22 protein-coding genes are annotated in these 20,564 nt (G+C 69.7%); 5 read left to right on the forward strand and 17 right to left on the reverse strand.

Annotation, left to right across the window (positions count from 1 at the left end; genetic code table 11):
- Window positions 1-17: 17 nt before the first annotated feature.
- From H7I41_RS23295 to H7I41_RS23315, 5 genes are read right to left on the reverse strand one after another with little or no spacing between them, the layout of a single operon-like run.
- Window positions 18-1,085, reverse strand: coding sequence for a LacI family DNA-binding transcriptional regulator (locus tag H7I41_RS23295; RefSeq protein WP_264015019.1), 1,068 nt, complete (start codon window positions 1,083-1,085; stop codon window positions 18-20).
- Window positions 1,082-2,614, reverse strand: a complete 1,533-nt coding sequence (locus tag H7I41_RS23300) for a purine-cytosine permease family protein (protein WP_264014995.1) — start codon at window positions 2,612-2,614, stop codon at window positions 1,082-1,084. Before H7I41_RS23300 ends, H7I41_RS23295 begins: the two co-directional genes overlap by 4 nt.
- The gene (locus H7I41_RS23305; RefSeq protein WP_264014996.1) at window positions 2,611-3,309 is read right to left on the reverse strand and encodes a gamma-glutamyl-gamma-aminobutyrate hydrolase family protein; all 699 of its coding nucleotides are present in this window, start codon (window positions 3,307-3,309) and stop codon (window positions 2,611-2,613) included. The genes H7I41_RS23300 and H7I41_RS23305 overlap by 4 nt, the downstream gene beginning before the upstream one ends.
- A complete protein-coding gene (locus H7I41_RS23310; protein WP_264014997.1) occupies window positions 3,306-4,661 on the reverse strand; it encodes a glutamine synthetase family protein in 1,356 nt (451 codons plus the stop codon). Before H7I41_RS23310 ends, H7I41_RS23305 begins: the two co-directional genes overlap by 4 nt.
- A 2-nt stretch (window positions 4,662-4,663) precedes the next feature.
- Window positions 4,664-5,935: a YlbE family protein gene (locus H7I41_RS23315; protein WP_264014998.1), complete on the reverse strand. Its 1,272-nt coding sequence runs from the start codon at window positions 5,933-5,935 to the stop codon at window positions 4,664-4,666.
- A 171-nt stretch (window positions 5,936-6,106) separates the two neighbouring features.
- Here H7I41_RS23315 and H7I41_RS23320 point away from each other — a divergent pair, with 171 nt between their 5' ends.
- Window positions 6,107-6,910: an aminoglycoside 3'-phosphotransferase gene (locus H7I41_RS23320; protein ID WP_264014999.1), complete on the forward strand. Its 804-nt coding sequence runs from the start codon at window positions 6,107-6,109 to the stop codon at window positions 6,908-6,910.
- Here the strand turns inward: H7I41_RS23320 and H7I41_RS23325 are convergent.
- Genes H7I41_RS23325 through H7I41_RS23340 form a run of 4 tightly spaced genes read right to left on the reverse strand, consistent with a single transcriptional unit; the run spans window position 6,895 to window position 10,258 of the window.
- Complete coding sequence (locus tag H7I41_RS23325; protein ID WP_264015000.1) at window positions 6,895-7,674, reverse strand: methyltransferase domain-containing protein; 780 nt, start codon at window positions 7,672-7,674, stop codon at window positions 6,895-6,897. The genes H7I41_RS23320 and H7I41_RS23325 overlap by 16 nt on opposite strands.
- A 54-nt stretch (window positions 7,675-7,728) precedes the next feature.
- Window positions 7,729-8,355, reverse strand: a complete 627-nt coding sequence (locus tag H7I41_RS23330; protein ID WP_264015001.1) for a LysE family translocator — start codon at window positions 8,353-8,355, stop codon at window positions 7,729-7,731.
- A 42-nt stretch (window positions 8,356-8,397) separates the two neighbouring features.
- Complete coding sequence (locus tag H7I41_RS23335) at window positions 8,398-9,606, reverse strand: sensor histidine kinase (protein WP_264015002.1); 1,209 nt, start codon at window positions 9,604-9,606, stop codon at window positions 8,398-8,400.
- Between the two features lies 1 nt (window position 9,607).
- Window positions 9,608-10,258 carry a response regulator gene (locus H7I41_RS23340; protein ID WP_264015003.1) on the reverse strand — a complete coding sequence of 217 codons (651 nt, stop codon included), beginning with the start codon at window positions 10,256-10,258 and terminating at the stop codon, window positions 9,608-9,610.
- Window positions 10,259-10,432: 174 nt separating this feature from the next.
- On the opposite strand from H7I41_RS23340, the gene H7I41_RS23345 reads away from it, so the two are divergent.
- From H7I41_RS23345 to H7I41_RS23355, 3 genes are all read left to right on the forward strand, one after another.
- Window positions 10,433-10,657, forward strand: a complete 225-nt coding sequence (locus H7I41_RS23345; RefSeq protein WP_264015004.1) for a hypothetical protein — start codon at window positions 10,433-10,435, stop codon at window positions 10,655-10,657.
- A 113-nt stretch (window positions 10,658-10,770) separates the two neighbouring features.
- The gene (locus H7I41_RS23350) at window positions 10,771-12,000 is read left to right on the forward strand and encodes an acyl-CoA dehydrogenase family protein (RefSeq protein ID WP_302471827.1); all 1,230 of its coding nucleotides are present in this window, start codon (window positions 10,771-10,773) and stop codon (window positions 11,998-12,000) included.
- A complete protein-coding gene (locus H7I41_RS23355; protein ID WP_264015005.1) occupies window positions 11,997-12,797 on the forward strand; it encodes a tyrosine-protein phosphatase in 801 nt (266 codons plus the stop codon). The genes H7I41_RS23350 and H7I41_RS23355 overlap by 4 nt, the downstream gene beginning before the upstream one ends.
- Window positions 12,798-12,910: 113 nt before the next feature.
- Here the strand turns inward: H7I41_RS23355 and H7I41_RS23360 are convergent, their stop codons facing one another.
- From H7I41_RS23360 to H7I41_RS23395, 8 genes are all read right to left on the reverse strand, one after another.
- Window positions 12,911-13,396, reverse strand: coding sequence for a DUF456 domain-containing protein (locus H7I41_RS23360; protein WP_264015006.1), 486 nt, complete (start codon window positions 13,394-13,396; stop codon window positions 12,911-12,913).
- Window positions 13,397-13,414: 18 nt separating this feature from the next.
- Window positions 13,415-14,131: a methyltransferase domain-containing protein gene (locus H7I41_RS23365; RefSeq protein WP_276009525.1), complete on the reverse strand. Its 717-nt coding sequence runs from the start codon at window positions 14,129-14,131 to the stop codon at window positions 13,415-13,417.
- A 49-nt stretch (window positions 14,132-14,180) separates the two neighbouring features.
- Window positions 14,181-14,885 carry a haloacid dehalogenase type II gene (locus H7I41_RS23370; RefSeq protein ID WP_264015008.1) on the reverse strand — a complete coding sequence of 235 codons (705 nt, stop codon included), beginning with the start codon at window positions 14,883-14,885 and terminating at the stop codon, window positions 14,181-14,183.
- Entirely contained in the window at window positions 14,882-15,844 is a 963-nt protein-coding gene (locus H7I41_RS23375) for an NADPH:quinone oxidoreductase family protein (protein WP_264015009.1), read from the reverse strand. Before H7I41_RS23375 ends, H7I41_RS23370 begins: the two co-directional genes overlap by 4 nt.
- Window positions 15,841-16,707, reverse strand: a complete 867-nt coding sequence (locus H7I41_RS23380) for an SDR family oxidoreductase (RefSeq protein ID WP_264015010.1) — start codon at window positions 16,705-16,707, stop codon at window positions 15,841-15,843. Before H7I41_RS23380 ends, H7I41_RS23375 begins: the two co-directional genes overlap by 4 nt.
- A 33-nt stretch (window positions 16,708-16,740) precedes the next feature.
- Window positions 16,741-18,135, reverse strand: coding sequence for an aldehyde dehydrogenase family protein (locus tag H7I41_RS23385; protein ID WP_264015011.1), 1,395 nt, complete (start codon window positions 18,133-18,135; stop codon window positions 16,741-16,743).
- Between the two features lie 70 nt (window positions 18,136-18,205).
- The gene (locus H7I41_RS23390) at window positions 18,206-19,144 is read right to left on the reverse strand and encodes a class I SAM-dependent methyltransferase (protein WP_264015012.1); all 939 of its coding nucleotides are present in this window, start codon (window positions 19,142-19,144) and stop codon (window positions 18,206-18,208) included.
- Window positions 19,145-19,202: 58 nt separating this feature from the next.
- Window positions 19,203-19,838, reverse strand: a complete 636-nt coding sequence (locus H7I41_RS23395; RefSeq protein ID WP_264015013.1) for a TetR/AcrR family transcriptional regulator — start codon at window positions 19,836-19,838, stop codon at window positions 19,203-19,205.
- 146 nt (window positions 19,839-19,984) lie between these two features.
- Between H7I41_RS23395 and H7I41_RS23400 the strand changes: the two genes are divergently transcribed.
- Window positions 19,985-20,548 carry a TetR/AcrR family transcriptional regulator gene (locus H7I41_RS23400; RefSeq protein WP_264015014.1) on the forward strand — a complete coding sequence of 188 codons (564 nt, stop codon included), beginning with the start codon at window positions 19,985-19,987 and terminating at the stop codon, window positions 20,546-20,548.
- Window positions 20,549-20,564 lie beyond the last annotated feature (16 nt).

Raw genomic sequence — 20,564 nt, forward strand, 5'->3', positions numbered from 1 at the left:
AATTCGGGGGTCGAAGCTCAGGCGCTGTGACGAAGCGTCGAACTGCGCACGCGCAGTTCGGTCGGCACCGTGACGACGCGCTGGGCCGGCTCGTGGCCCTCGACCAGCTCGATCAGCAGGGCGACGGCCCGCTCACCGATCGTGCGCGGGTTGCAGAACACCCCGGTGATCTCCGGGCACGTCAGGTTGAACGTGCTGCTGTCCACGCAGCTGCACAGGCCGAGGTCGGTCGGCACCCGGATCCCCGACCGGTTCGCGGCCTGCAGCACATCCATCGCGATGTCCTCGGAGCCGGCGTAGACGGCGTCGGGCGGATCGTCGGAATCCAGCAGCATGCGCAGCGCGTCGCCCGCCGCGCTGCCGGCGCCGGTCTCCACGGTGCGCGCCGTGATCCCGCGCGTCTGCGCGAAGGCCGTGTAAGCGTCGACCACGTCGCGCGTGTAGGACCGGGCCCGGTCGGTGATGATCGCGGCGGGCCGCCGAAAACCCTGCTCCCACATGTGTTCCAGGGCGTTCGTCGTCGCGGCCAGATGGTCGTTGTCGACGATGTGCGGGTCGTCGCGCCTGGTTGCCGTCCGGCCCGCGGTGACCACCGGATGCGACGACGTCCACGACGGATCCAGCAGACCCTCGTCGCCGTGCGGGTCGACGATGATGGCCCCGTCGACCGCGAACGCCGTCACGGCCCGCGGCCCCACTCCAGGTGGTGTGAGCACCAGCGCATAGCCCGACCTGCCCGCCTCGGCCGAAGCGCCGTTGAGCAGTTCGAGGAAGTACTCCGAGTTCGGGATGAGCATGCTCGACTCGCTCGCGGGGTCGAACGGCGCGACCTGGATCGCCAGCGTGCGGCTGCGGTTGGTGACCAGCTGCTGGGCGTGCACATTGGCGGTGTAGCCGAGCTCCGCGGCGACCTGCAGCACCCGCTCACGGGTGCTCTGCCCGATTCGGCCCTGGTTGCTCAGCGCATGCGACACGGTGGTGAGCGACACCCCGGCGGCCGCGGCCACGTCGCGGATCGTCACCGCCACATCGTCCTCCTCTGCCGCGACCGAGAGACCCATGATGTCACCGACGGCGGCGGTCATGGCCACCGCCGCTTCGCCGGCCGCGGCGCACCGCCGGGCCCGTACACCGCCGCCGGCTCGGGGAAGACTCGCAGTGCCAGCGGGTAGAGCGCCACGGCCACCCCGCCGGCGACCAGGAAGCCGATGTCGAGCCCGCCGGCCCACTTCGCGCCGGGGCCGACGAACCACTGGTTGTGCGAGAACCACAGGCCCGCCCCGACCGACAGCACCCACACGCCGATCGCGACGAAGTTGAGCCCGCCGGTGAACCAGTAGACCCCGCCCTTCTCGCCCCGGTTGAACACCTGGAGGTCGGACACGTCGTAGTAACCGCGCCGGTGCACGTGCCCGACGGTGAGGATGGCGATCCACGGGATCGACGAGCAGGCAAGCACCGCAAGGAAGATCGCCACGCCGTTGGCCAGTGCGGAGTAGAAGTGCCCGACGTACACCAGCGCGGTCGCCAGCGCACACGCCACCAGCGTGGCCTGCACGCGGTTGAGCCGCGGGATGATCGCCGAGGTGTCCAGCCCGGTGCCGTAGGTGTTGATCACGGCCTGCGCGGTGCCCGATGCCAGGCCGACGTAGATCAGCGCGGGCACGAACCACAGCGGCGCCGCGTCGACCAGTGCGAGCACGTAGGACGTGCCGGCTCCCGGTGCGGCACTGGCGAACAGCGCCACCGAGGTGAACACGCCCCACATGAACGGTCCGCCCATGCCGAACAGTCCGCCGACGAACAGTGCCCGCATGATCGAGCGGTCGGAGTGCAGCCGCGGCGAGATGTGGCGCGCCCAGTCACCCGCGTACGGCCCGTAGGAGGCCACCGTCGACGCGCACAGCAGCGCCGACAGCATCCACGCGGCGCCCATCGAGCCGAGCATGTACTCACCGGTGCCCGGATACCGCGGGTCGAACCGGTCACCGAAGACCAGCAGCCCGACCAGTAGGCATGTCCCCGCGGTGGGGATCATGAAGCGCTGGCAGAACACCATGCTGGAGTGGCCGAGCACCGAGACGATCGTGACCACGACCGCCAGCACGGCGTAGGCGACCAACCGGACCGGTTCGGTCTCGGAGATCCCGAAGAATCTCGTCAGCGCGCCGGCGAGGGCGTCGCCGCCGGTCCAGATGCTCAGTGCGGCGAAGGCCACCGATGCCGTCGCCTCGAGGACGGAGCCGATGAGCCGTCCCGCCACTCCGAAGAACGCACCGCTGGACACCGGGTTATTGGTGCCGGTGCGCGGGCCCATCAATCCGGTGGGCGCCAGCACCGCGGCGCCGACGGCCGAGCCGACCACCACCGCGGACGCCGCCTGCCACCAGCTCAGCCCGAAGGCGACCGGGAACCAGCCGATGATGATCACGCTGAACGTCAGCGAGCCCCCGGACAGGATGCTCGTCAGGTTGCGCGGCGAGGACCGCCGCTCCTCCTCGGGAATGTGTTCGACGCCGTACCGCTCGATGCGGCCGACCCGGTCCTTGACGGCACCGTCGTCCTGCGGCACCGATCGGGTGCCGTCGGTGGTGGCCTCGGACGGGGGGTTCATCTCCGCTCGCTTCCCCGCTCGCCGGTGACGAGCCACCGGAACGGTTCGAGGTGGCGCTCGTCGGCGGCCACCAGTGCTTCCGGATGCCATTGCAGCCCGAGCAGCCCCGGCGCCTCGACGGCCTCGATCACACCGTCCTCCGCCCACGCCGTCGCGGTCAACACCTCGCCGACATCCCGGATCGCCTGGTGGTGGTGAGAGTTCACCGTTTCCATCCCGCTCAGGACGCGGTCGACGGTGGAGCCGACCTCCGCCTTCACCCGGTGCATCAACGTCGCGTAACCGCGGTCGTGGGAGTCGTCGACGTGGCCGCCGAGCCCTTCGGCCACCAGGTCCTGGAACAACGTCCCGCCGGTGGCGACGCAGAGCACCTGTGCTCCGCGGCAGACTCCGAGTATCCGTTTGCCGTGGCGCCGGGCGACGTCGACGGCCCGTAGCTCCATGCGGTCGCGCCTGCGGTCGACCGCGTCCAGCGTCGTGCGCGGATCCTGGCCGTACATCGAGGGATGCACGTCGCCGCCGCTGGAGAGCAGCAGCACGTCCACCGCGCCGAGCGCCTCGTCCACCATGTCCGTCGCGTCGATCGCGCTGGGGATCAGCACCGGCGTTCCGCCGGCGCCCGTCACCGCACGGATGAACGCGGCCACCACTTCGCGTCGCTCGGAGGCGCCGAGCGTGATGCCGACGACCGTCACAGGTTCAGCAGGTAGTAGGAGCGCTCGGCGTCGCTGACCTCCGCGTGACTGCGTTCCCACTCGGAACGCTTCATCTGCGCGTAGTCCCTCACGAATGCCGAATGGAAGACGCTGTGCACCAGGGGGTCCCGCTCGAACTCCTCGACCGCGTCGATCAGCGTGCGCGGCAGCACCGCGATCGAGGTGTCCTCGTAGGACACCACGTCCTCGGGCTTGCCCGGGTCGATGCCGTCGCGGATGCCCTCCAGCCCGGCCGCCAGCATGAACGCCGCCGTCAGGTAGGTGTTGGCCGCGGCGTCGACGCTGCGGTTCTCGATCGCCGGCCGGTTGGCGGGCAACCGCAGCATGCAGGACCGGTTGTTGTGGCCGTAGCTGATCTTCGTCGGCGCCCACGAGTAGTTGCCGTCCACCAGTTTCGGGACGAGACGGCGGTAGGAGTTCGTGGTCGGGTTGGCCAGCGCGGTGAGCGCCTTGGCGTGTTTGAGGATGCCGCCGGCGAAGTGCAGTGCCTCCTTGCGCCAGCCGTCGTTCCCGGTGCCCGTCTTGAAGACGTTCTCGCCGGTGTTGCGGTCCTCGAGGCTCATGTTGAAATGCGCTCCGGACCCCCAGGTCTCGGCATACGGCTTGGGCATGAACGTCGCCAGCAGCTCGTTCTCCTTCGCCGCCTGCTTCACCAGCAGCCGGAACAGCGTCATCCGGTCGGCCGAGGCGACCACCTCGTCGTGGGCGTAGTCGAACTCGTACTGCCCTTCACCGCCTTCGGCGTCGAAACTGAAGAGCCCGAAGCCCAGTTCGGTCATGTACTCGGTCACCCGGTCCAGGAACGGCATCGCGTCGAGCGACACCTCGAGGTCATAGGCAGGTGTGGGTGCGATACGGCCGCTGCGCGCGATGGGAGCCAGCGCCGCGGCGCCGATCGACTCCGGCTTGAAGACGTAGAACTCGGGCTCGATGCCGAGCTGGCAGACGTACCCCATGTCGGCGGCCTCGGCGACCTGCCGTTTGAGCGCCGAGCGCGGACACAGTGCGAACGGCTCGCGTCCGCCCATCGACATGTCCGCGATCATCCAGGCGAAGCGCCTGTCCCACGGCAGCACCTTCAGGCTGGCGACGTCCGGGACGCCGATGACCTCGTCCTCGACGGGGTTCATCCGCCCGATGCCGCCCATTCCGCGCGGGGTGTACCGCTCCGAGCCGGCGGCGAGATTGGGCAGGTGGTCGATGGGGACGATCTTCGACTTCGTACGTCCGAGGACGTCGACCCAGCACCCGACGGCGTACTTCACCCCCTGCCGGGCAAGACGTTCGGCCAGGGCGGTGTGGTCGGTGGCGATGGTGGTCAGGGTGTCCATGGTTACCTTCCTTCGGGGACTGGATTCGAATTGAGCGCGGCACTCGCCGCGGCGAACGGCTCGAGTGGTGCGCGGGCCATCCCCGCGCCGATCTGGCCGCCGGCACGGCCCGCGATGCCGATGTCCATGACGGGCGTGACGCCGGTGCCCACCACCCGGTGCACATCGATTCCGGCGGGAGAACCGCGGAAGCCGAAGTACGGCAACGAGAAGTGCGGGCTCTCGCCGTGGCAGATCCGGTACATGTCGGCGTTGGCCGCGATCATCGCGTCGACGCCGCCCTGGTAGTCCTGCAGCGTGAACGCCGACGTCTGGGCGAAGGCTCCGAGGCCCGCCGCCTCGGTGATGATGCTCTCGCCACCCATGAATTCGGCGTCGTCGATGGTGTGGCCGTCGGTCAGCTTGTAGTGGTCGAAGCCCGGCAGCGGCCCGGTGAACCAGGTGTCGCCCAGGCCGGACACCGTGATGCCGAACTGCCTGCACGACATGGCCATCGACGTCACGATCGAACTGCCGGGCACCCCAGCGGCGGCGTTGGCCAGCAGCTTCGCGGCCGCCATGGCGGGCCGCAGGAAGAAGTAGTCGCCGGTGGTGAGATAGCCGACCAGCGCCTCGTTCTCGGCGGCGCCGGCGTGCAGTGCGGGCACGATCTCACGCAGCAGCAGCAGCGACGCCGCGGTGTTGCGGCTGTGCAGTTCGTCGCCCTGGCGCAGTGCCCGCGCCATGATCGGCAACAGGGGGATACCGCGGGTCCGCCGGATCGCCGCGCCGAGCGCCGGGCCGATGACGTCGGCGAGGAAGCGCAGGTTCTCGCGGACCGCGTCGTTCCACACGCCGTAATTCAGCCGGTGCGGCGTCTCGCCCTCGAAGAGCGTGCAGAAGGCGCGCTCCCCCGTCGTCGCGTCCTCGACCACGACGACGGGCATCGATGCGGACGTGACGCCGGCCAGCGAGCCGATGCAACCGTGGTCCTGACAGCCGGCGACCTCGATGTCGCCCGCCGCGAAGGCATCGGCCGCCGCGTCGAGGTCCGCGGCGAGGCCTTCGTTGACCGCGGCGCCGAGCACCGCCGTGCGCTGCCCGCCGCGGTAGGCGCTCCACGGCATGGTGGGGCCCGAGGTGAGGATCATCCGGCGACGCAGTCCGGGGACGACGTCGATCGCGGGGGCGACGTCGACGAGCACCGGTTGGACGCTGCGGACCCGGTCGAGTGCGACGTCGTTCGGCGTCGCCGCCGGACGGCCTGTCGGCGCTGCCGGCATCGAGACGGTCATCGAAGTCCTTTCGCTGTGATTAAACGTTTTGGCGCTGCTTGTGGTCCTGCTGATCTGAGTTGATAAAACGTTTTGTCAGATGATGCAGCTCACATTCGCGGGTGTCAAGGGGGTGGCGTCACACCTGCCGTGCCCCAGGGGTGCGCCCGTCCGGTGTGGCAGCCTGTCGGCGTGAATGACTCCGGCGCGCGGACCCCGTCCACGCCGGCGCAGCTCCCCGACGTCGTCACCGCGCTGGCCGACGGTTTCCCGGCGACGTTGATGTGGCGGAACGAACTGGGCGGATTGACCTTTCGCATCGATCGCGGCCGGAACGACAGGCGGTACGTCAAGTGGGTCGCCCTCGGAACACCCGAGATCGACCTCGCCGCAGAAGCGGAGCGACTGGCCTGGGCGCAGCCGTGGGCCGTGGTCCCCCGCGTCCTCGACCACGGCCGCGACGCCGCGGGTGAGTGGCTCGTCACCGAGGAGGTGCCCGGCCGTTCGGCGGTCGAGTGGAAGGGCGACCCGGCGGTGGCGGCCGCGGCGATCGGCCGGGGGCTGCGGTCACTGCACGACGCGCTGCCCCCGGCCGAGTGCCCGTTCGAGTGGAGCGTGCAGCGACGCCTGCTACGGGCTGACACCCGCATCGCCGACGGTGAAGGACCCGCGCATTGGGCGCCCGAACACCGGCACCTCGGACTGCCCGCCGCGCGCGCACGCCTCGACGACCCGCCGCCGATCGACCGCCTGGTGGTCTGCCACGGCGATGCGTGCACACCCAACACGCTGCTGCACGACGACGGCGACTTCGCCGCGCACGTCGACCTCGGATCACTCGGTGTGGCGGACCGATGGGCGGACCTCGCCGTCGCGACGTGGAGCCTCGACTGGGACTACGGCCCCGGGTTCGACCGAGTGCTGTTGCAGGCCTACGGGATCGAGGCCGACGAACCGCGCATCGCCTACTACCGGCTGCTCTACGACCTCGCCTGAGCCGTGGCGGTGACGACGAACAGCGTGATCGAGGCGAAGAACGGTTCCGCGTCGAGGTGCTGCAGCCAGCTGCGGCCCTGCTCGTCGCTCAGGTAGCCGGCGGCCACGGCGCCTTCGGTGACCGACCGGATGGTGAGGACGTTCTCGGCCTCGGCGGCGTCGGTGAACACCACGGTGGCCGGGATGATCGCGTCGACCGTCAACCCGGCATCGCGGAGCAGCCGGGGCAGTGTCCGGCCGATGGTGGCGTTGGGCGCGGTGCGCTCGACGTTGAATGCGGTGTACGCGCGGCTGGCGGCGGCGTCCGGGTGGTCGATGACCAGGGTGGCCCAGTCCGGTTCGACGCAGACGATCCGCCCCGCCGGGCGCAACAGCCGGGCGGCCTCACCGATCACCGTGGCCGGCGACGACACGTGCTGCAGCATCCGGTCGATGTGCACCCGGTCCACTGAACGGCTCTCGACGGGCAGCCGGTGTGCGTCGGCGATCTCGGTCGACACGTTGGCCAGGTCGGCGGTGTCGGTCCGCGCGTGCCGGATCAGTTCGGCGTCGTGGTCGATGCCGATCACCCGTCCGGTCGGGCCGACCGCCTCGGCGTAGGACCTCAGGTCGGCGCCCGGCCCGCATCCCACGTCGACGACCACGTGCCCGCTGCCCAGGTCGAGTTGCGCATTCCCGATCGCCTTGAACCTGCCCGCATCGGAATGCGCGAGCCGCAGCAGGTAGTCGCGCGAACGCGCCGCTTCCAGCGGTGTTCGTGACATCAATCGAGCGTAGTGGCCCGACTCGGGCGCCAGCCGTTTTGCGCCGATCAGTGCCTACTTGTCGACGGCCATCTTCACGGCCATCCCGCCCAGCAGCGTCCCCGCTACGTACCGCTGCACCCGCAGCCAGACCGGTCGCGCGGTGAGGAAGCCGGAGATGGTGGCCGCGGCGAGCACGATCGCACCGTTGACGGTGACCGCGATGGCGATCTGGACCAGCCCGAGCAGCAGCGCCTGCAACCAGATCGACCCGCGCGCCGGATCGATGAACTGCGGGATGAGCGCCATGTACATCAGCGCGATCTTCGGGTTCAGCAGGTTGGTGACCAGGCCCATCCCGAACAGCCGCAGCGGCCGGTGCGCCACCTGGTCGGCGCCGCCGAATGGCGACTTCCCGCCGGGCCGCAGCATGGTCCACGCCAGGTAGCCGAGGTACAGCGCACCGGCGACCTTGACGGCGGTGAACAGCGCGGGCACCGCCACGAAGATCGCCGTGAGGCCGAGCGTGGCCGCCGACAGGTACACCGCGAAACCCGTCGCGACGCCTGCGAGTGACACCAACCCGGCGGAACGGCCCTGGCTGACGCTGCGCGAGGCGAGGTAGATCATGTTCGGCCCCGGCGTCAGCACCATGAGGAGGGCGACGAGCGCGACACCGGCGACGGCGGAGAAGTCGATCACGCCCGCAATCCTCGTCCTCGCCGGCTCCCGGCCGCCACCGATTTACCGGCACTCACCCGCGCCGAGCGCGGGTTCCGGCGGCGAGGTGACGGTGATCCGGGTGCCCTCGCCGACCTTCGACTCGACGTGCAGGTGCCCGCCCATCGCGTCGATGCGCACCATCAGCGACGCCAGGCCGATGTGCCCCTGCGCGACCCGCTGGTCGACGATCGCCGGATCGAATCCGGTGCCGTCGTCGACGATGGTGAGCACCACGCGGTCACCGGCGCGTCGCAGCGACACCGTCACCTCGGTGGCGCCCGCGTGCTTGCCGATGTTGGTGAGCAGCTCGCGCGCCGCCCGGTACAGCAGCGCCTGCGAGGCCGGGGATCCGACGTCCTCCAGGTCGGCTTCGAGCAGGAAATCGCTGCGAGAGCCGTGCTGGCGCAACAGTTCCCGCACCGCCTCAGTGAGGCCGAGTTGCGCCAGCACCTGCGGGTGCAGTTCGGTCACCGTCGAGCGCATCCCGGCTGCGGTGTCCTGCAGCGCGGCGTACACCTCGTCGAGGCGGGCGTCGGGATGACGTTCGCGGATCTCGTCGAGCTGCATCCGGGCGGCGAGCAGTGTCTGCAGAGGGCCGTCGTGCAGGTGCTCGGCCAGTTCCCGGTTCTGGCGTTCCTCCGCGCGGGTCGACTCGTAGACCAGCCGGCGACGCACCTCCTGCAGAGCCCGCACGCGCGCCGCCCGGCGGGCGAGCACGAAACACAGCGCGGTGGTGGCGACGGCCAGCCACACGAGGAATCCGAACTGCAGATACACCATGTCCGGCATGCCGACGCGGTCGTCGCGCTTGGAGTAGACCACCCACACCGCGAGATAGCCGACGGCGGTGCTCAATCCGAGCACCGCGGTCAGCACCGGACGGTCCTGGAACGCCACCGACAGCGGCAGCAGGAAGAAGACCGGGAGCAGCGCGGCGGTCGCGCCGCCCGACACCAGGCACAGCACCACCACCACCGCGACGTCGACCGCGGTGGGCGCCCACGTCGACCAGCGCGGCAACCGACCGCGGTGGATCGCCACCAGCCACGCCACCGCGGCAACGGCGTAGCAGCCCAGGATCGCGGCGTAGAACGCAGGCAGCCAGTGGTCGACCTCCCACTCCATGACCAGCACGAGCATCAGGGCGATCAGCGGCAGCCGCAGCACCGCCGCCACCCGGACGGGTTCGGTGAAGTACCCCTCGAGCAGCTGGCGGGTGCCGTAAACCATGTCAGTCGAGCAGTTTTCGGCGCATCGCCTCGGCGACCGCCGCGCCGCGGTCACTCACTCCGAGCTTCTCGTAGAGCCGCTGCACGTGGGTCTTCACCGTCGACGGCGCGAGGAACATGTCCTTGGCCATCGCCGGGATGCTGCGCCCCGCGGCGATCATCGTGAGCACCTCGCGCTCGCGCGGGCTCAGCACCGGGGCGTCCGGTTCGTTGCGACGGCGGATCTCACCGGCCAGTCCCACGGCCAGCGCCGGGGCGATGACATCGCGACCTTTGGCGCAGTCGAGCACCGCGTCGACCAGTTCGCTGCGCGACGACTCCTTCGACAGGAAGCCGGCGGCGCCCTCCTGTATCGCCTTGTAGACGATCGCGGATTCGTCGTGGGCCGACAGCAGCAGCACCCGGGTGGACAGGTCGTCGCGGGCGACCGCCGCGGCCACCTCCGCACCGTCCAGCCCCGGCATGCGGTAGTCCAGCAGCGCCACCTGCGGCCGGTGCTCGCGGATCATGGCCAGGGCGGCCACACCGTCGTCGGCCTCGGCCACCACGTCGATCGCACCACTGGACTGCAGCGCACGCACCACTCCGTCGCGGAACAGCGGGTGATCGTCGCCCACCACCACGCGCACCTTGCCGAGCGCCTCGTCGGCCACGCCAGTCAGCTTGACACAGCGGTCGCCGCCGTTCCCCCGATCGGGGGAACGGGGATTCCTCCGGTGTGCCCGCCGATCGGCGGACAGACGCAGGCCCCGGATCGCGACATAGTTGTGTCATCGCCGGAGAACACCGGCGGAAGAACTCAAAAGTCAACGAACACAGGAGAAATCATGAACACCATCGTCCGCGTCCTCGCCCTCCCCGTCCTCTCGGCCGGCATCATCGGTGGCGCTGCGCTCGGCCTGGCCGGCACCGCATCGGCCGCCCCGCAGACCGCTCCGCAGGACCCCGGCCACTCCTACGTCCAGCCGACCAAGGCGAAGCCGACCGCTCAGCAGATGAAGGGCTCACACCACCGCAAGAAGGTCATGCGCCACCACCGGCGACACCACTGATCCACCCACCACCGACGGCCCCGCCACCTCCACGGCGGGGCCGTCGGCCTGTGTCGGCACCGGCGGGCGTAGGCGGGAGCCGCCTGCTTTTACACGTGTCATATCGTGGCCAGATGGACTTCGCGATGTCGGCCAAGGCGCAGGATTACCACAAGCGGCTGACCGCTTTCATGACCGAGTACGTGTTCCCCGCCGAGGCGGAGTACCACCGCTACCGCGAGGAGGCCGGGCCCAAGGACCACACCGTCCCGCCGATCGTCGAGGAGCTCAAGGTCCGCGCCAAGGAGCAGGGGCTGTGGAATCTGTTCCTGCCATCGCTGTCGGGTCTGTCCAACATCGAGTACGCGCCGCTGGCCGAGCTGTCGGGGTGGAGCCCCGAGATCGGTCCCGAGGTGATCAACTGCGCCGCCCCCGACACCGGCAACATGGAGACGCTGCACCTGTTCGCCACCGAGGAGCAGAGCAAGCAGTGGCTGGAACCGCTGCTGGCCGGTGAGATCCGCAGTGCGTTCGCGATGACCGAGCCCGCCGTCGCCTCCAGCGACGCCCGCAACATCGAGACGACGATGCTGCGCGACGGCGACGACTACGTGATCAACGGCCGCAAGTGGTGGATCACCGGCGCCGCCGACCCGCGCTGCAAGATCCTGATCGTTATGGGCCGCACCAACCCCGACGCGGCCAGTCACCAGCAGCAGTCGATGATCCTGGTGCCGGCCGACACCCCCGGGGTGTCCATCGAGCGCTCGCTTCCGGTGTTCGGCTGGCAGGACCAGCACGGGCACTGCGAGATCACCTTCGACAACGTGCGGGTGCCGTCGTCGAACCTGCTGCACGAGGAGGGCAGCGGCTTCGCGATCGCCCAGGCGCGGCTGGGCCCCGGCCGCATCCACCACTGCATGCGGGCCCTCGGCGCGGCCGAGCGTGCGCTCGCGCTGATGGTCGACCGGGTGCACAAGCGGGTCGCATTCGGCAAGCCGCTGGCGGAGCAGGGCGTGGTACGGGAAGCGATCGCCAGGTCACGCAACGAGATCGACCAGGCCCGGCTGCTGTGCGAGAAGGCGGCGTGGACCATCGACCAGCACGGCAACAAGGGCGCGGCTGTGCTCGTCGCGCAGATCAAATCGGTCGCACCGCAGGTGGCGTGCGACGTCATCGATCGGGCGATCCAGGTGCACGGCGGCGCAGGCGTCAGCGACGACTTCCCGCTGGCCCGGCTGTACAGCTGGCACCGCGCGATGCGGCTGTTCGACGGTCCCGACGAGGTGCACATGCGGACCATCGCCCGCGCCGAGCTCGGCAGGGAGAAGTCCCCGTTCGCCGCGGCGGTGACCGGCGCGTGACCGACGGCCTCGGAGAGCTGTCGGGGGCGTGGAACTTCCGCGACATCGCCGAACACACCGCGATCCGGCCCGGGCGGTTCTTCAGGTCCAGTGAGCTGGCCGCACTCGACGACGCAGGCCGGGCGGCGCTCGCCGGCCTCAGGGTCACCGACGTCGCCGATCTGCGTTCGGACCGCGAGGTCGAGCGCCGCGGTGCGAGCCTGGTGCCCGACGGCGTCGCCGTACACCGGCTCCCGTTCCGGGAGGTCGGCACCCATGCCCCGCACGAGCAGGGCTTCGAGCAGCTGCTGGCGCAGGAGACCGAGGGCGCCGAGGACGTCGCGGCGGCCGCCGGCCGCTACATGACCGAGGAGTACGCGAAGTACCCGGCGATGGCCGGAGCGCAGGCCGCTGTGCGCCGGATGGTGACGCTGCTCGCCGACCAGCGGACGGTGCTCACGCACTGTTTCGCGGGCAAGGACCGAACCGGCTTCACCGTCTCGGTCGTGCTCGAGGCCGCAGGTGTCGGCCGGGATGCCATCGTCGCCGACTTCCTCCGCAGCAACGACGCCGTTCCGCTGCTGCGCGAACAGATCATGGATTCGATCCGGGCCCGTACCGCCGAGCAGCCCACCGATGAGATCGTGACGTTCGCCGAAGCCCGGCTCGCCGATGAGATCCTCGGTGTCCGCGAGGAATACCTCGATGCGGCGCGACGCACGATCCTGAACGACTACGGCTCGCTGGAGAACTACCTGGCCGCCGTCGGCGTGACCGACGACGACGTCGCGCGTCTGCGGCAGCAGCTGCGCGACTGACGGCCGGCGCGCGGCCCGCGCGCCGAGTGTGAAACCACGGCGGGTTTCGGCCCGAATTTTCGACGTGGTTTCACACTCGACGCACGGCACGGAAACACACGCGGCCGACAGCGCTACTGCGTGACGTAGACGCCGGCCACCCACGCGGCCGTCGCCAGCAGGGCACCCGCCAACTCGACGAACATCGACAGCGCGACGCCCTTCAGCGCATGCACCGTCGACGCCCAGGCCAGCCGCTGATCGCGGCGCGCCGCGAGTTCGGCGAGGTAGATCCCGCCGACGAAGCCGATCGGCAGGCCTAGAACGGGGATCACGAAGAAGCCGATGATGCCAAGCACACCGCCCGCCGCCAGGCTCGAGGTCCGGACGTCGGCCGCGCGCATCCGGCGCACCGGCCACAGGTACTTCACCAGGGTCGTCGCGCCGAGCAGCACCGACGCCACCGCCAGCGTCACCCAGCCGGTCATGTCCTGCTCCACCAGCGCCCACACCAGGATCGCCGCGAAGATCAGCAGCGTGCCCGGCAGCAGCGGCACCAGGATGCCGACCAGCCCGACGGCGATCGCCAACCCGACCAGGAGGATGCCGCCCGTGCTCACGTCAGCGAGCCTACGGCGTCACGTCCGCCTGCCGCGCACCCATTGGATGGTGCCGATCGTCTTGGTCCGCACGCCGACCACGCCGAGCGACTCGAGGGTGTCCCCGATCTCGTCGTCGTCGAAGACGCGGGCGCCGGCGTTGGGCAGCACCCCCATCAGTCGCGCGGCGGGTCCCGCCGTCGGCACCATGACGGCCATCCGGCGGCCGGGTCGCAGCACCCGCACCATCTCGGCCAGCGCCACCGCCGGATCGGGGATCAACTGCAGCATCGCCATCGACACCACCGCGTCGACCGACTCGTCGCGAAACGGCAGTCGCTGCGCGTCGGCCCGGACGAACCCGACGTTCGGTCCGGCCTCGGCGCGCACGGCGCGGGCGAGCATCGGCTCGGAGATGTCGACGCCGAGCGCCAGTCCACCCGGGCCGGCCGCCCGGCCGAGTGCCCCGGTGACGTTGCCGGGCCCGCTGCCGACGTCGAGCGCGACACCGCCGACCGGCAGGCTCAGCCAGTCGATCGGCAGCTGCCACGACGTCACCAGCCGGCGCACCACGAGCTGCGAGTTGTCGTAGACCATCGAGCCCAGGCGCGACGCCCACACCGCCTGGATGGTTCCGGTGTTGCGTTCGGGCGCATCGCCGCCCGTGTCGCCCAGCAGGTCGTCGCTCAACAGGTCGAGGTAACCGCCGTCGATCCTCGGGTTCACCGGCGGATCGACGAGCAGCTTCTGAGCCATCCGGAGCGCGGGCGGAAGAGGTGTGGTCACGCCGTCCACGCTACGCCGCTCAAGCCCCCAATTTGTCGGCCAGATCCTGGAAATCGGCTGCCATGAAGTCGAATTCACCTTCCGGCGGCATGCGTAACACCCGGTCGGGCCCGTGTTCGAGCGGACGGAACACGAAGCCCGTGCGCAGTCCCGCCGACCGGGCCGCGCGCAGGTCACCGGGGTGGGCGGCGACCAGCATCAGCTCCTCGGGTGCGACGCCGAGCAGGTCGGCGCAGCCGAGATAGGCCTCCGGGTCGGGCTTGTAGTGCCGGAACAGCTCCGCGGAGATCACGCAGTCCCACGGCAGCCCTGCGCGCTTGGCCATGTTCGTCAGCAGCGAGACGTTGCCGTTCGACAGCGTGGTGATGACGAACCGCTCCTTGAGCCGCGACAGCCCGGCCACCGTGTCCGGCCACGGGTCCAGACGGTGCCAGGCCCGGTTCAGCTCGTCGACCTCGTCGTCGCCGACCGCGATGCCCGCGCCGGAGAGCAGCTCCACGAGGCGGCCCCGGTGCAGGTCGTCGATCCGCGTCCAGGGCAGCTCACCGCGCCGCACCCGGTCCATCGCCGGCGCGTACCCGGCCCGCCAGTCGTCGGCGAAGGCAGGCCAGTCCTGGGACAGCCCGTGCCGGCGGCCGAACGCCTCGAGTTCGGCGACGATGCTGGACCGCCAGTCGACCACCGTGCCGAACACGTCGAACGCCAGGGCGCGAATAAGCGTCACGGCTGCAGGACCAGCTTGCCGCGGATCTCACCCGCGGCCAGCGCCTCGAGTGCGGCGCGGCCCTCCGAGAGCGGGTAGGTCACCGGCGGCGGTGGCCGCAGGCCGGCCTCGACCAGCTTGCCCAGCCCGAACCCGAACAGCGACTGGGCACCCGGATTGCGGTTGACGAACTCGCCCCAACCCACGCCGACCACCGAGACGTTGCGCAGCAGCAGCCGATTCACCTTGACCGTCGGGATGCCGCCCGCGGCGAATCCGATCACCAGCAGCCGGCCCTCGGTGGCCAGCGCGCGGATCGCGTCGTCGAACGCCTCGCCGCCGACGGGATCGACCACCAGGTCGACACCGCGGCCGTCGGTGACGTCGCGGACCGCCTGCAGCCAGCCGTCGGTCAGCGGCAGCACCACATCGGCTCCCAGCGACTCGACGAAGTCACGGGCATCGGGCCGGTGCACCATCGCGATCACCTTGGCGCCCATCGCCTTCGCGATCTGGATCGACGCCGTGCCGATGCCGCCCGCCGACCCGAGCACCAGCACGGTCTCGCCGATGCGCAGGGCGCCGCGACGTGCCAGCGCGAAGTACATCGTGTAGTAGTTGCCGAGCAGTGCCGCGGCGGACGCGTCGTCGACCCCCGGCGGGGTCGGCACCACCGACGACGCGGGCACCGCCACCCGTTCGGCGAAGCCGCCCAGCAGTGAGAAGGCCGAAACGCGTTGTCCCACCGTGAACTCGGAGTCCTCGGGCACCGAGCGCACGGTGCCCGCCACCTCGACGCCGGGGATGAACGGCGGGTCCAGCTTCAGCTGGTACTCGCCGCGCAGCATCAACAGGTCGGGGAAGTTGACGCCGGCAGCACCGACGTCGATGACGACGGCATCGGTGTTGCGCACGTCGTCGACGTCGGTGTACTCCAGGCCGGCGGGGCCCGTCAACGATTGCGCGACAAGCGCTTTCACCCGAGTTTGAAGCTGGCCTGCTGCGCCGCCGACAGATCGGTGATCTCGGCCCACTTCGATGCGACGTCGTCGAGTGACGGCACCCCGTCGGAGAAGGTGATGCCCTCGTTCTGGAACAGCGCGGTGCGCTGCACCTTGCCGCCGCCGACGATGAAGATCGAATCGGTGTCGGGCAGTTCCTCGGTCATCAGGTAGGCCACCACCGGCGCCACGTACTCCGGGGTCAGCTTCTCGAAGACCTCCGGCGGCAGGATGTCCTGCGTCATCCGGGTCGCCGCGATCGGTGCGACGGCGTTGGTCTTGATGTCGTACTTCGCGCCCTCCTGGGCGAGCGTGTTGATCAGCCCGACCAGGCCGAGCTTGGCGGCGCCGTAGTTGGCCTGCCCGAAGTTGCCGAACAGGCCGCTGGTGGAGGTCGCCACGACGACCCGGCCGAAGCTCTGCTCGCGGAAGTGCGGCCACGCCGCGCGGATCACGTTGTAACCGCCGTAGAGGTGCACCTTCAGCACGGCGTCCCAGTTCTCGTACGTCATCTTGTGGAAGGTGCCGTCGCGCAGGATGCCCGCGTTGCTCACCACGCCGTCGACCTTGCCGAACTCGTCGATCGCGGTCTTGATGATGTTCTCGGCGCCCTCGGACTCCGCGACGGAGTCGTAGTTGGCGACCGCGCGGCCGCCCGCCGCCTTGATCTCGTCGACCACCTGATCGGCCATCGCCGAGCCCGCACCGGTGCCGTCGCGCGAACCGCCCAGGTCGTTGACGACGACGCTGGCGCCCTCACGGGCCAGTGTCAGCGCGTACTCGCGGCCCAGTCCGCCTCCGGCACCGGTGACGACGATGACGCGATCCTGCACTCCTGGCATGGGTTTCCTATCTCTCGGGCTTCGTTGACGAAATCAGAACAGCTTGCGGGCCAGCTTCCAGGCCTTCTCTGTATACGGGGGATAGATGAAGGCGCCCACGTCGGGTCGGGTGGTCTTCGTCATCACCGTCTTCTTGTGGCTGAACGTCTCGAAGCCGAATCTGCCGTGGTAGGCGCCCATGCCCGAGGGGCCGACGCCGCCGAACGGCAGCTTGTGCGTCGCGAAGTGGAACAGCAGGTGGTTGACCACCATGCCGCCCGCGGACACCTCCTTGACCACCCGCTCGCGGATGCTCTTGGTCTTGGTGAACAGGTAGGCGGCCAGCGGCTTCGGCCGTGCGTTGACGAAATCGATGGCGTCGTCCAGTGATTGGACCGTCACGATCGGCAGGATCGGCCCGAAGATCTCGTCGGTCATCAGCGGCTCGGCCGGGTCGGGATCGACGACGACGGTCGGCTGGATGCTGATCTTCGACGCGTCGGAGCCGCCGCCGATGACGACCTCACCCTTGGTCGCGGCGAGCGCCGTGGCGAGCCGGTCGAAGTGCCGCTCGTTGACGATGCGCTTGCCGTCGGGGTTGCCGGACTCGAAGGTGGTGACCGCGGCCTTGATCTTGTCGACGAGTTCCTCGCGGATCTTCGCGTCGGCCAGCACATAGTCGGGCGCGATGCAGATCTGGCCCGAGTTGATCAGCTTGGTCCAGGCGATGCGCTTGGCGGCGACGTCGATGTCGGCGTCGGCGGTGACGATCACCGGGCTCTTGCCACCGAGCTCGAGGGTGACCGGCGTCAGATGCGGTGCGGCGCCCTCGTAGACCTTGCGGCCGATCTCCGTGCCCCCGGTGTACAGCAGGTAGTCGAAGCCCTGGGCGATGAGTTCCTGGCTGACCGAGCCGTCGCCCTCGATCACCGCGATGGCATCACCGTCGAGGTACTTGGGCACCAGGTCGGCCATCACCGCCGACGAGGCGGCAGCCACCTCCGACGGCTTGAGCACCACGGTGTTGCCCGCGGCGATGGCGCCGACGGCCGGACCCAGGGTCAGCGCGAACGGGAAGTTCCACGCGCCGATGATCAGCACCGTGCCGAACGGCTCGTGCTCCACCCACCCCAGGCCGGGCAGCTGCGACATCTCCAACATCCGGTACTTGCGCCGCGTCCACTTGCGGAGGTTCTTCGCCGCGTCCTTGGCCTCGCCGGCGACGCTGGCGATGTCGGCCAGCCACGCCTCGAAGGGCTTGCGGCCGAGATCCTGCTCCAGCGCGTCGGCGATGACCGCCTCGTTCTCGATCATCAGCCGCTCCATCGCGCGCAGCTGCTGTCTGCGCCATTCGATGTCGCGGGTGCGGCCCGTGGCGAACGTCTGCCGGAGCCTGGCGACGGTCGAGTCGATGTCGGTGGTGGGCGCGCTGACGGATTCGGTGGTCATGGGGGGAGTCCTTCCTGACCCGAGGATGACCCGATCCTAACCAACCGGTTGGGCCGTCAGAACCCCCGTGCTACCCGGCCCGCTCGGCGGTGACGAAGTGCGAGAACGCCTCGTCGTCGGACAGCTCGGCGGGCAGCGCCCACCGCCCCAGCCGGCGCATCTCCTGCTGCGAGTCGACCGGCGTCGCCGACCAGCCGTGGCCGTCGAGCCACTCGGCGACGTCGGCCCGATCGGGATCCTCGTAGATCAGCTCCTGGATCTGCAGGGACTCCTCCATGCCGAACTTCTCGGCGATCCGCTCGAAGCGCGCCCGCATCTCCTCGCGGCGGTCCTCCGACGACACCCCAGCGGTCTCGGCGGCGATCCGGCTTCCCGCCGCGCTGAGCGCCGTGACCTGTTCGAACAGCCGGTCCTGCGCGTCGGCGGGCAGATACATCAGCAGGCCCTCGGCCAGCCAGGCGGTCGGCTGCGCCTCGTCGAAACCGACCTCGCGCAGCGCCGCCGGCCAGTCGAACCGCAGGTCGATCGGGACCTCCCTGCGGGTGGCCGAGGGCTCGGCCCCATGGCCGGCGAGCGTCTGCGCCTTGAATTCGAGCACCTTGGGCTGGTCGATCTCGTAGACCGTCGTGCCTGCCGGCCAGTCCAGTCGGTAGGCCCGCGAGTCGAGCCCGGAGGCGAGGATGACGACCTGCCGGATGCCTGCGGCGCTGGCCTCGGCGAAGAACCGGTCGAAGAAGTGGGTGCGCACGGCCTGGTAGCCGCCCATGTGCGCGAAGATCGCGGCGGCCTCGGCATCGACCTCGCCCACCTTCTCGGTGAAGTCGCCGTCGAGCATCGCGCTCCACACCCCGCTGCCCGCGGCGTCGACCAGCACGCGCGCGTACGGGTCCTGGATCAGCGGATTGTCCCGCTCGGTCTCGCCGGCGCGGGCCGCGGCGACCATCACGGCCGTCGTGCCGACGCTGGTGGTGATGTCCCAGGTGTCGTCATCGGTGCGCAGTGAGCTCATCACGCCATGCTACCGAAGAGCTTAGCCAAGCTATGCGATGGGTTGCGCGGCCTTTGGCTCAGTCCGTGAGATGCCAGAGCTTGTTGGCCATCAGCAGCTCGAACTTGTCGATGACGCGTTCCAGCTCGTCGTGGTCGCCGACGTAGCCCGCGTAGAAACCCATCCCCCACATCACCGCGACCAGCATCTCCACGATCGAGGGGATGTCGGTGTCGGTGCTGAGCTCTCCGCGCTCGATCGCGTCGTTGACCGCCCACGCGACGAACGCGCGCGAATTGCGCAGCGCGTCGTGCTCGTCGTTGCGCAGATCCGGGTGCCGCTGGGACTCCAGCACCGACGTCACGAGAAAAGCTGCTGCCGAACGGTCTTCGGAACCGGCGTCCATTGTCGCGGCGAAAAAGGCGGACAGTCTGCTCAACAAAGTGGTGGCGCCCTGCGCCCGGGCCATCCCCGCGCTAACAATCAGCGCATTGGTCTGCTCGACGACTTCGCGGTACAAAACCCGCTTACTGGCGAAGTAATGGTTGATTGCCGGGCGGGTCAGGTCCGCGCGGACCGCGATCGCCTGAAAGGTCGCCGCGTCGTAGCCGAGTTCGCTGAAGATCTCCCGGGCGGCGCGCAGAATGCGCTCCCGCGTTTCCGCGGCCTTCGCTGCGGGAGGTCGACCCGGTCCCCGACTCGCGGTATACGGCACGGTCAAATTGTGCCACACGTCACCTACGCCACCGTCAAGAGTTGCCAGACCAGCTGCGATGACATTCGATGCCAGCAAATTTCCGCTGGTCGGGGCTCTCGATTTGCGCCCGAATGGGGGCCGGCGAACAACTAGGCTGTCAAGCCATGGCCAGTGTCGTTTCTCGGGAAGCGTACTTCGAGACCGGCCTCGATGTGCTCTCCGAACTGGGGTACGGCGGGCTCAAACTCGCCGAGGTGTGCAACCGTCTCGGTGTCACCACCGGCTCCTTCTACCACTACTTTCCCAGCTGGCCCGCCTACACCAAGGACCTCGTCGCGCACTGGCGGCAGGCCCGCACGACCGGGGTGGTCGACGCCGTCCGCGCCGAACCCGACCCGCGCCGGCGCATCGACACCCTGGTGCAGGAGGCGCTGGTGCTGCCGCACAGCGCCGAGGCCGCCATCCGGGTGTGGAGCTCGCTGGACCCCGAGGTGTACGCCGTGCAGTCCGCGGTGGACAAGCAGCGCTACGACATCATGTTCGAGTCCGCCTATGAGGTCCTCCAGGACAAGCGCCAGGCCGAGGTGTTCGCCGCCTGGAGCGTCTACATCCTGATCGGCTACGAGCAGACCGCCCTGCCCCGCGACATCCCCGCGCTGAACTGGATCGCCGACCAGCTGCTCGAGGCGCTGGACTCCGGCCGCTTCGCGACGGTGCCGCCCGCCTGACCGGTCTACCATCGGC

Origin of the sequence: [Mycobacterium] manitobense, from assembly GCF_025821665.1 — a bacterium.
Classification (GTDB): Bacteria; Actinomycetota; Actinomycetes; order Mycobacteriales; family Mycobacteriaceae; genus Mycobacterium; species Mycobacterium arseniciresistens.

Coding starts and splice junctions, on each gene's coding strand:
- H7I41_RS23295 (WP_264015019.1), bottom strand. CDS start 1,085: ATGACCGCCGCCGTCGGTGACATCATGGGTCTCTCGGTCGCGGCAGAG.
- H7I41_RS23300 (WP_264014995.1), bottom strand. CDS start 2,614: ATGAACCCCCCGTCCGAGGCCACCACCGACGGCACCCGATCGGTGCCG.
- H7I41_RS23310 (WP_264014997.1), bottom strand. CDS start 4,661: ATGGACACCCTGACCACCATCGCCACCGACCACACCGCCCTGGCCGAA.
- H7I41_RS23315 (WP_264014998.1), bottom strand. CDS start 5,935: ATGACCGTCTCGATGCCGGCAGCGCCGACAGGCCGTCCGGCGGCGACG.
- H7I41_RS23325 (WP_264015000.1), bottom strand. CDS start 7,674: ATGTCACGAACACCGCTGGAAGCGGCGCGTTCGCGCGACTACCTGCTG.
- H7I41_RS23335 (WP_264015002.1), bottom strand. CDS start 9,606: ATGGTTTACGGCACCCGCCAGCTGCTCGAGGGGTACTTCACCGAACCC.
- H7I41_RS23345 (WP_264015004.1), top strand. CDS start 10,433: ATGAACACCATCGTCCGCGTCCTCGCCCTCCCCGTCCTCTCGGCCGGC.
- H7I41_RS23350 (WP_302471827.1), top strand. CDS start 10,771: ATGGACTTCGCGATGTCGGCCAAGGCGCAGGATTACCACAAGCGGCTG.
- H7I41_RS23365 (WP_276009525.1), bottom strand. CDS start 14,131: ATGGCTCAGAAGCTGCTCGTCGATCCGCCGGTGAACCCGAGGATCGAC.
- H7I41_RS23380 (WP_264015010.1), bottom strand. CDS start 16,707: ATGCCAGGAGTGCAGGATCGCGTCATCGTCGTCACCGGTGCCGGAGGC.
- H7I41_RS23385 (WP_264015011.1), bottom strand. CDS start 18,135: ATGACCACCGAATCCGTCAGCGCGCCCACCACCGACATCGACTCGACC.
- H7I41_RS23390 (WP_264015012.1), bottom strand. CDS start 19,144: ATGAGCTCACTGCGCACCGATGACGACACCTGGGACATCACCACCAGC.
- H7I41_RS23400 (WP_264015014.1), top strand. CDS start 19,985: ATGGCCAGTGTCGTTTCTCGGGAAGCGTACTTCGAGACCGGCCTCGAT.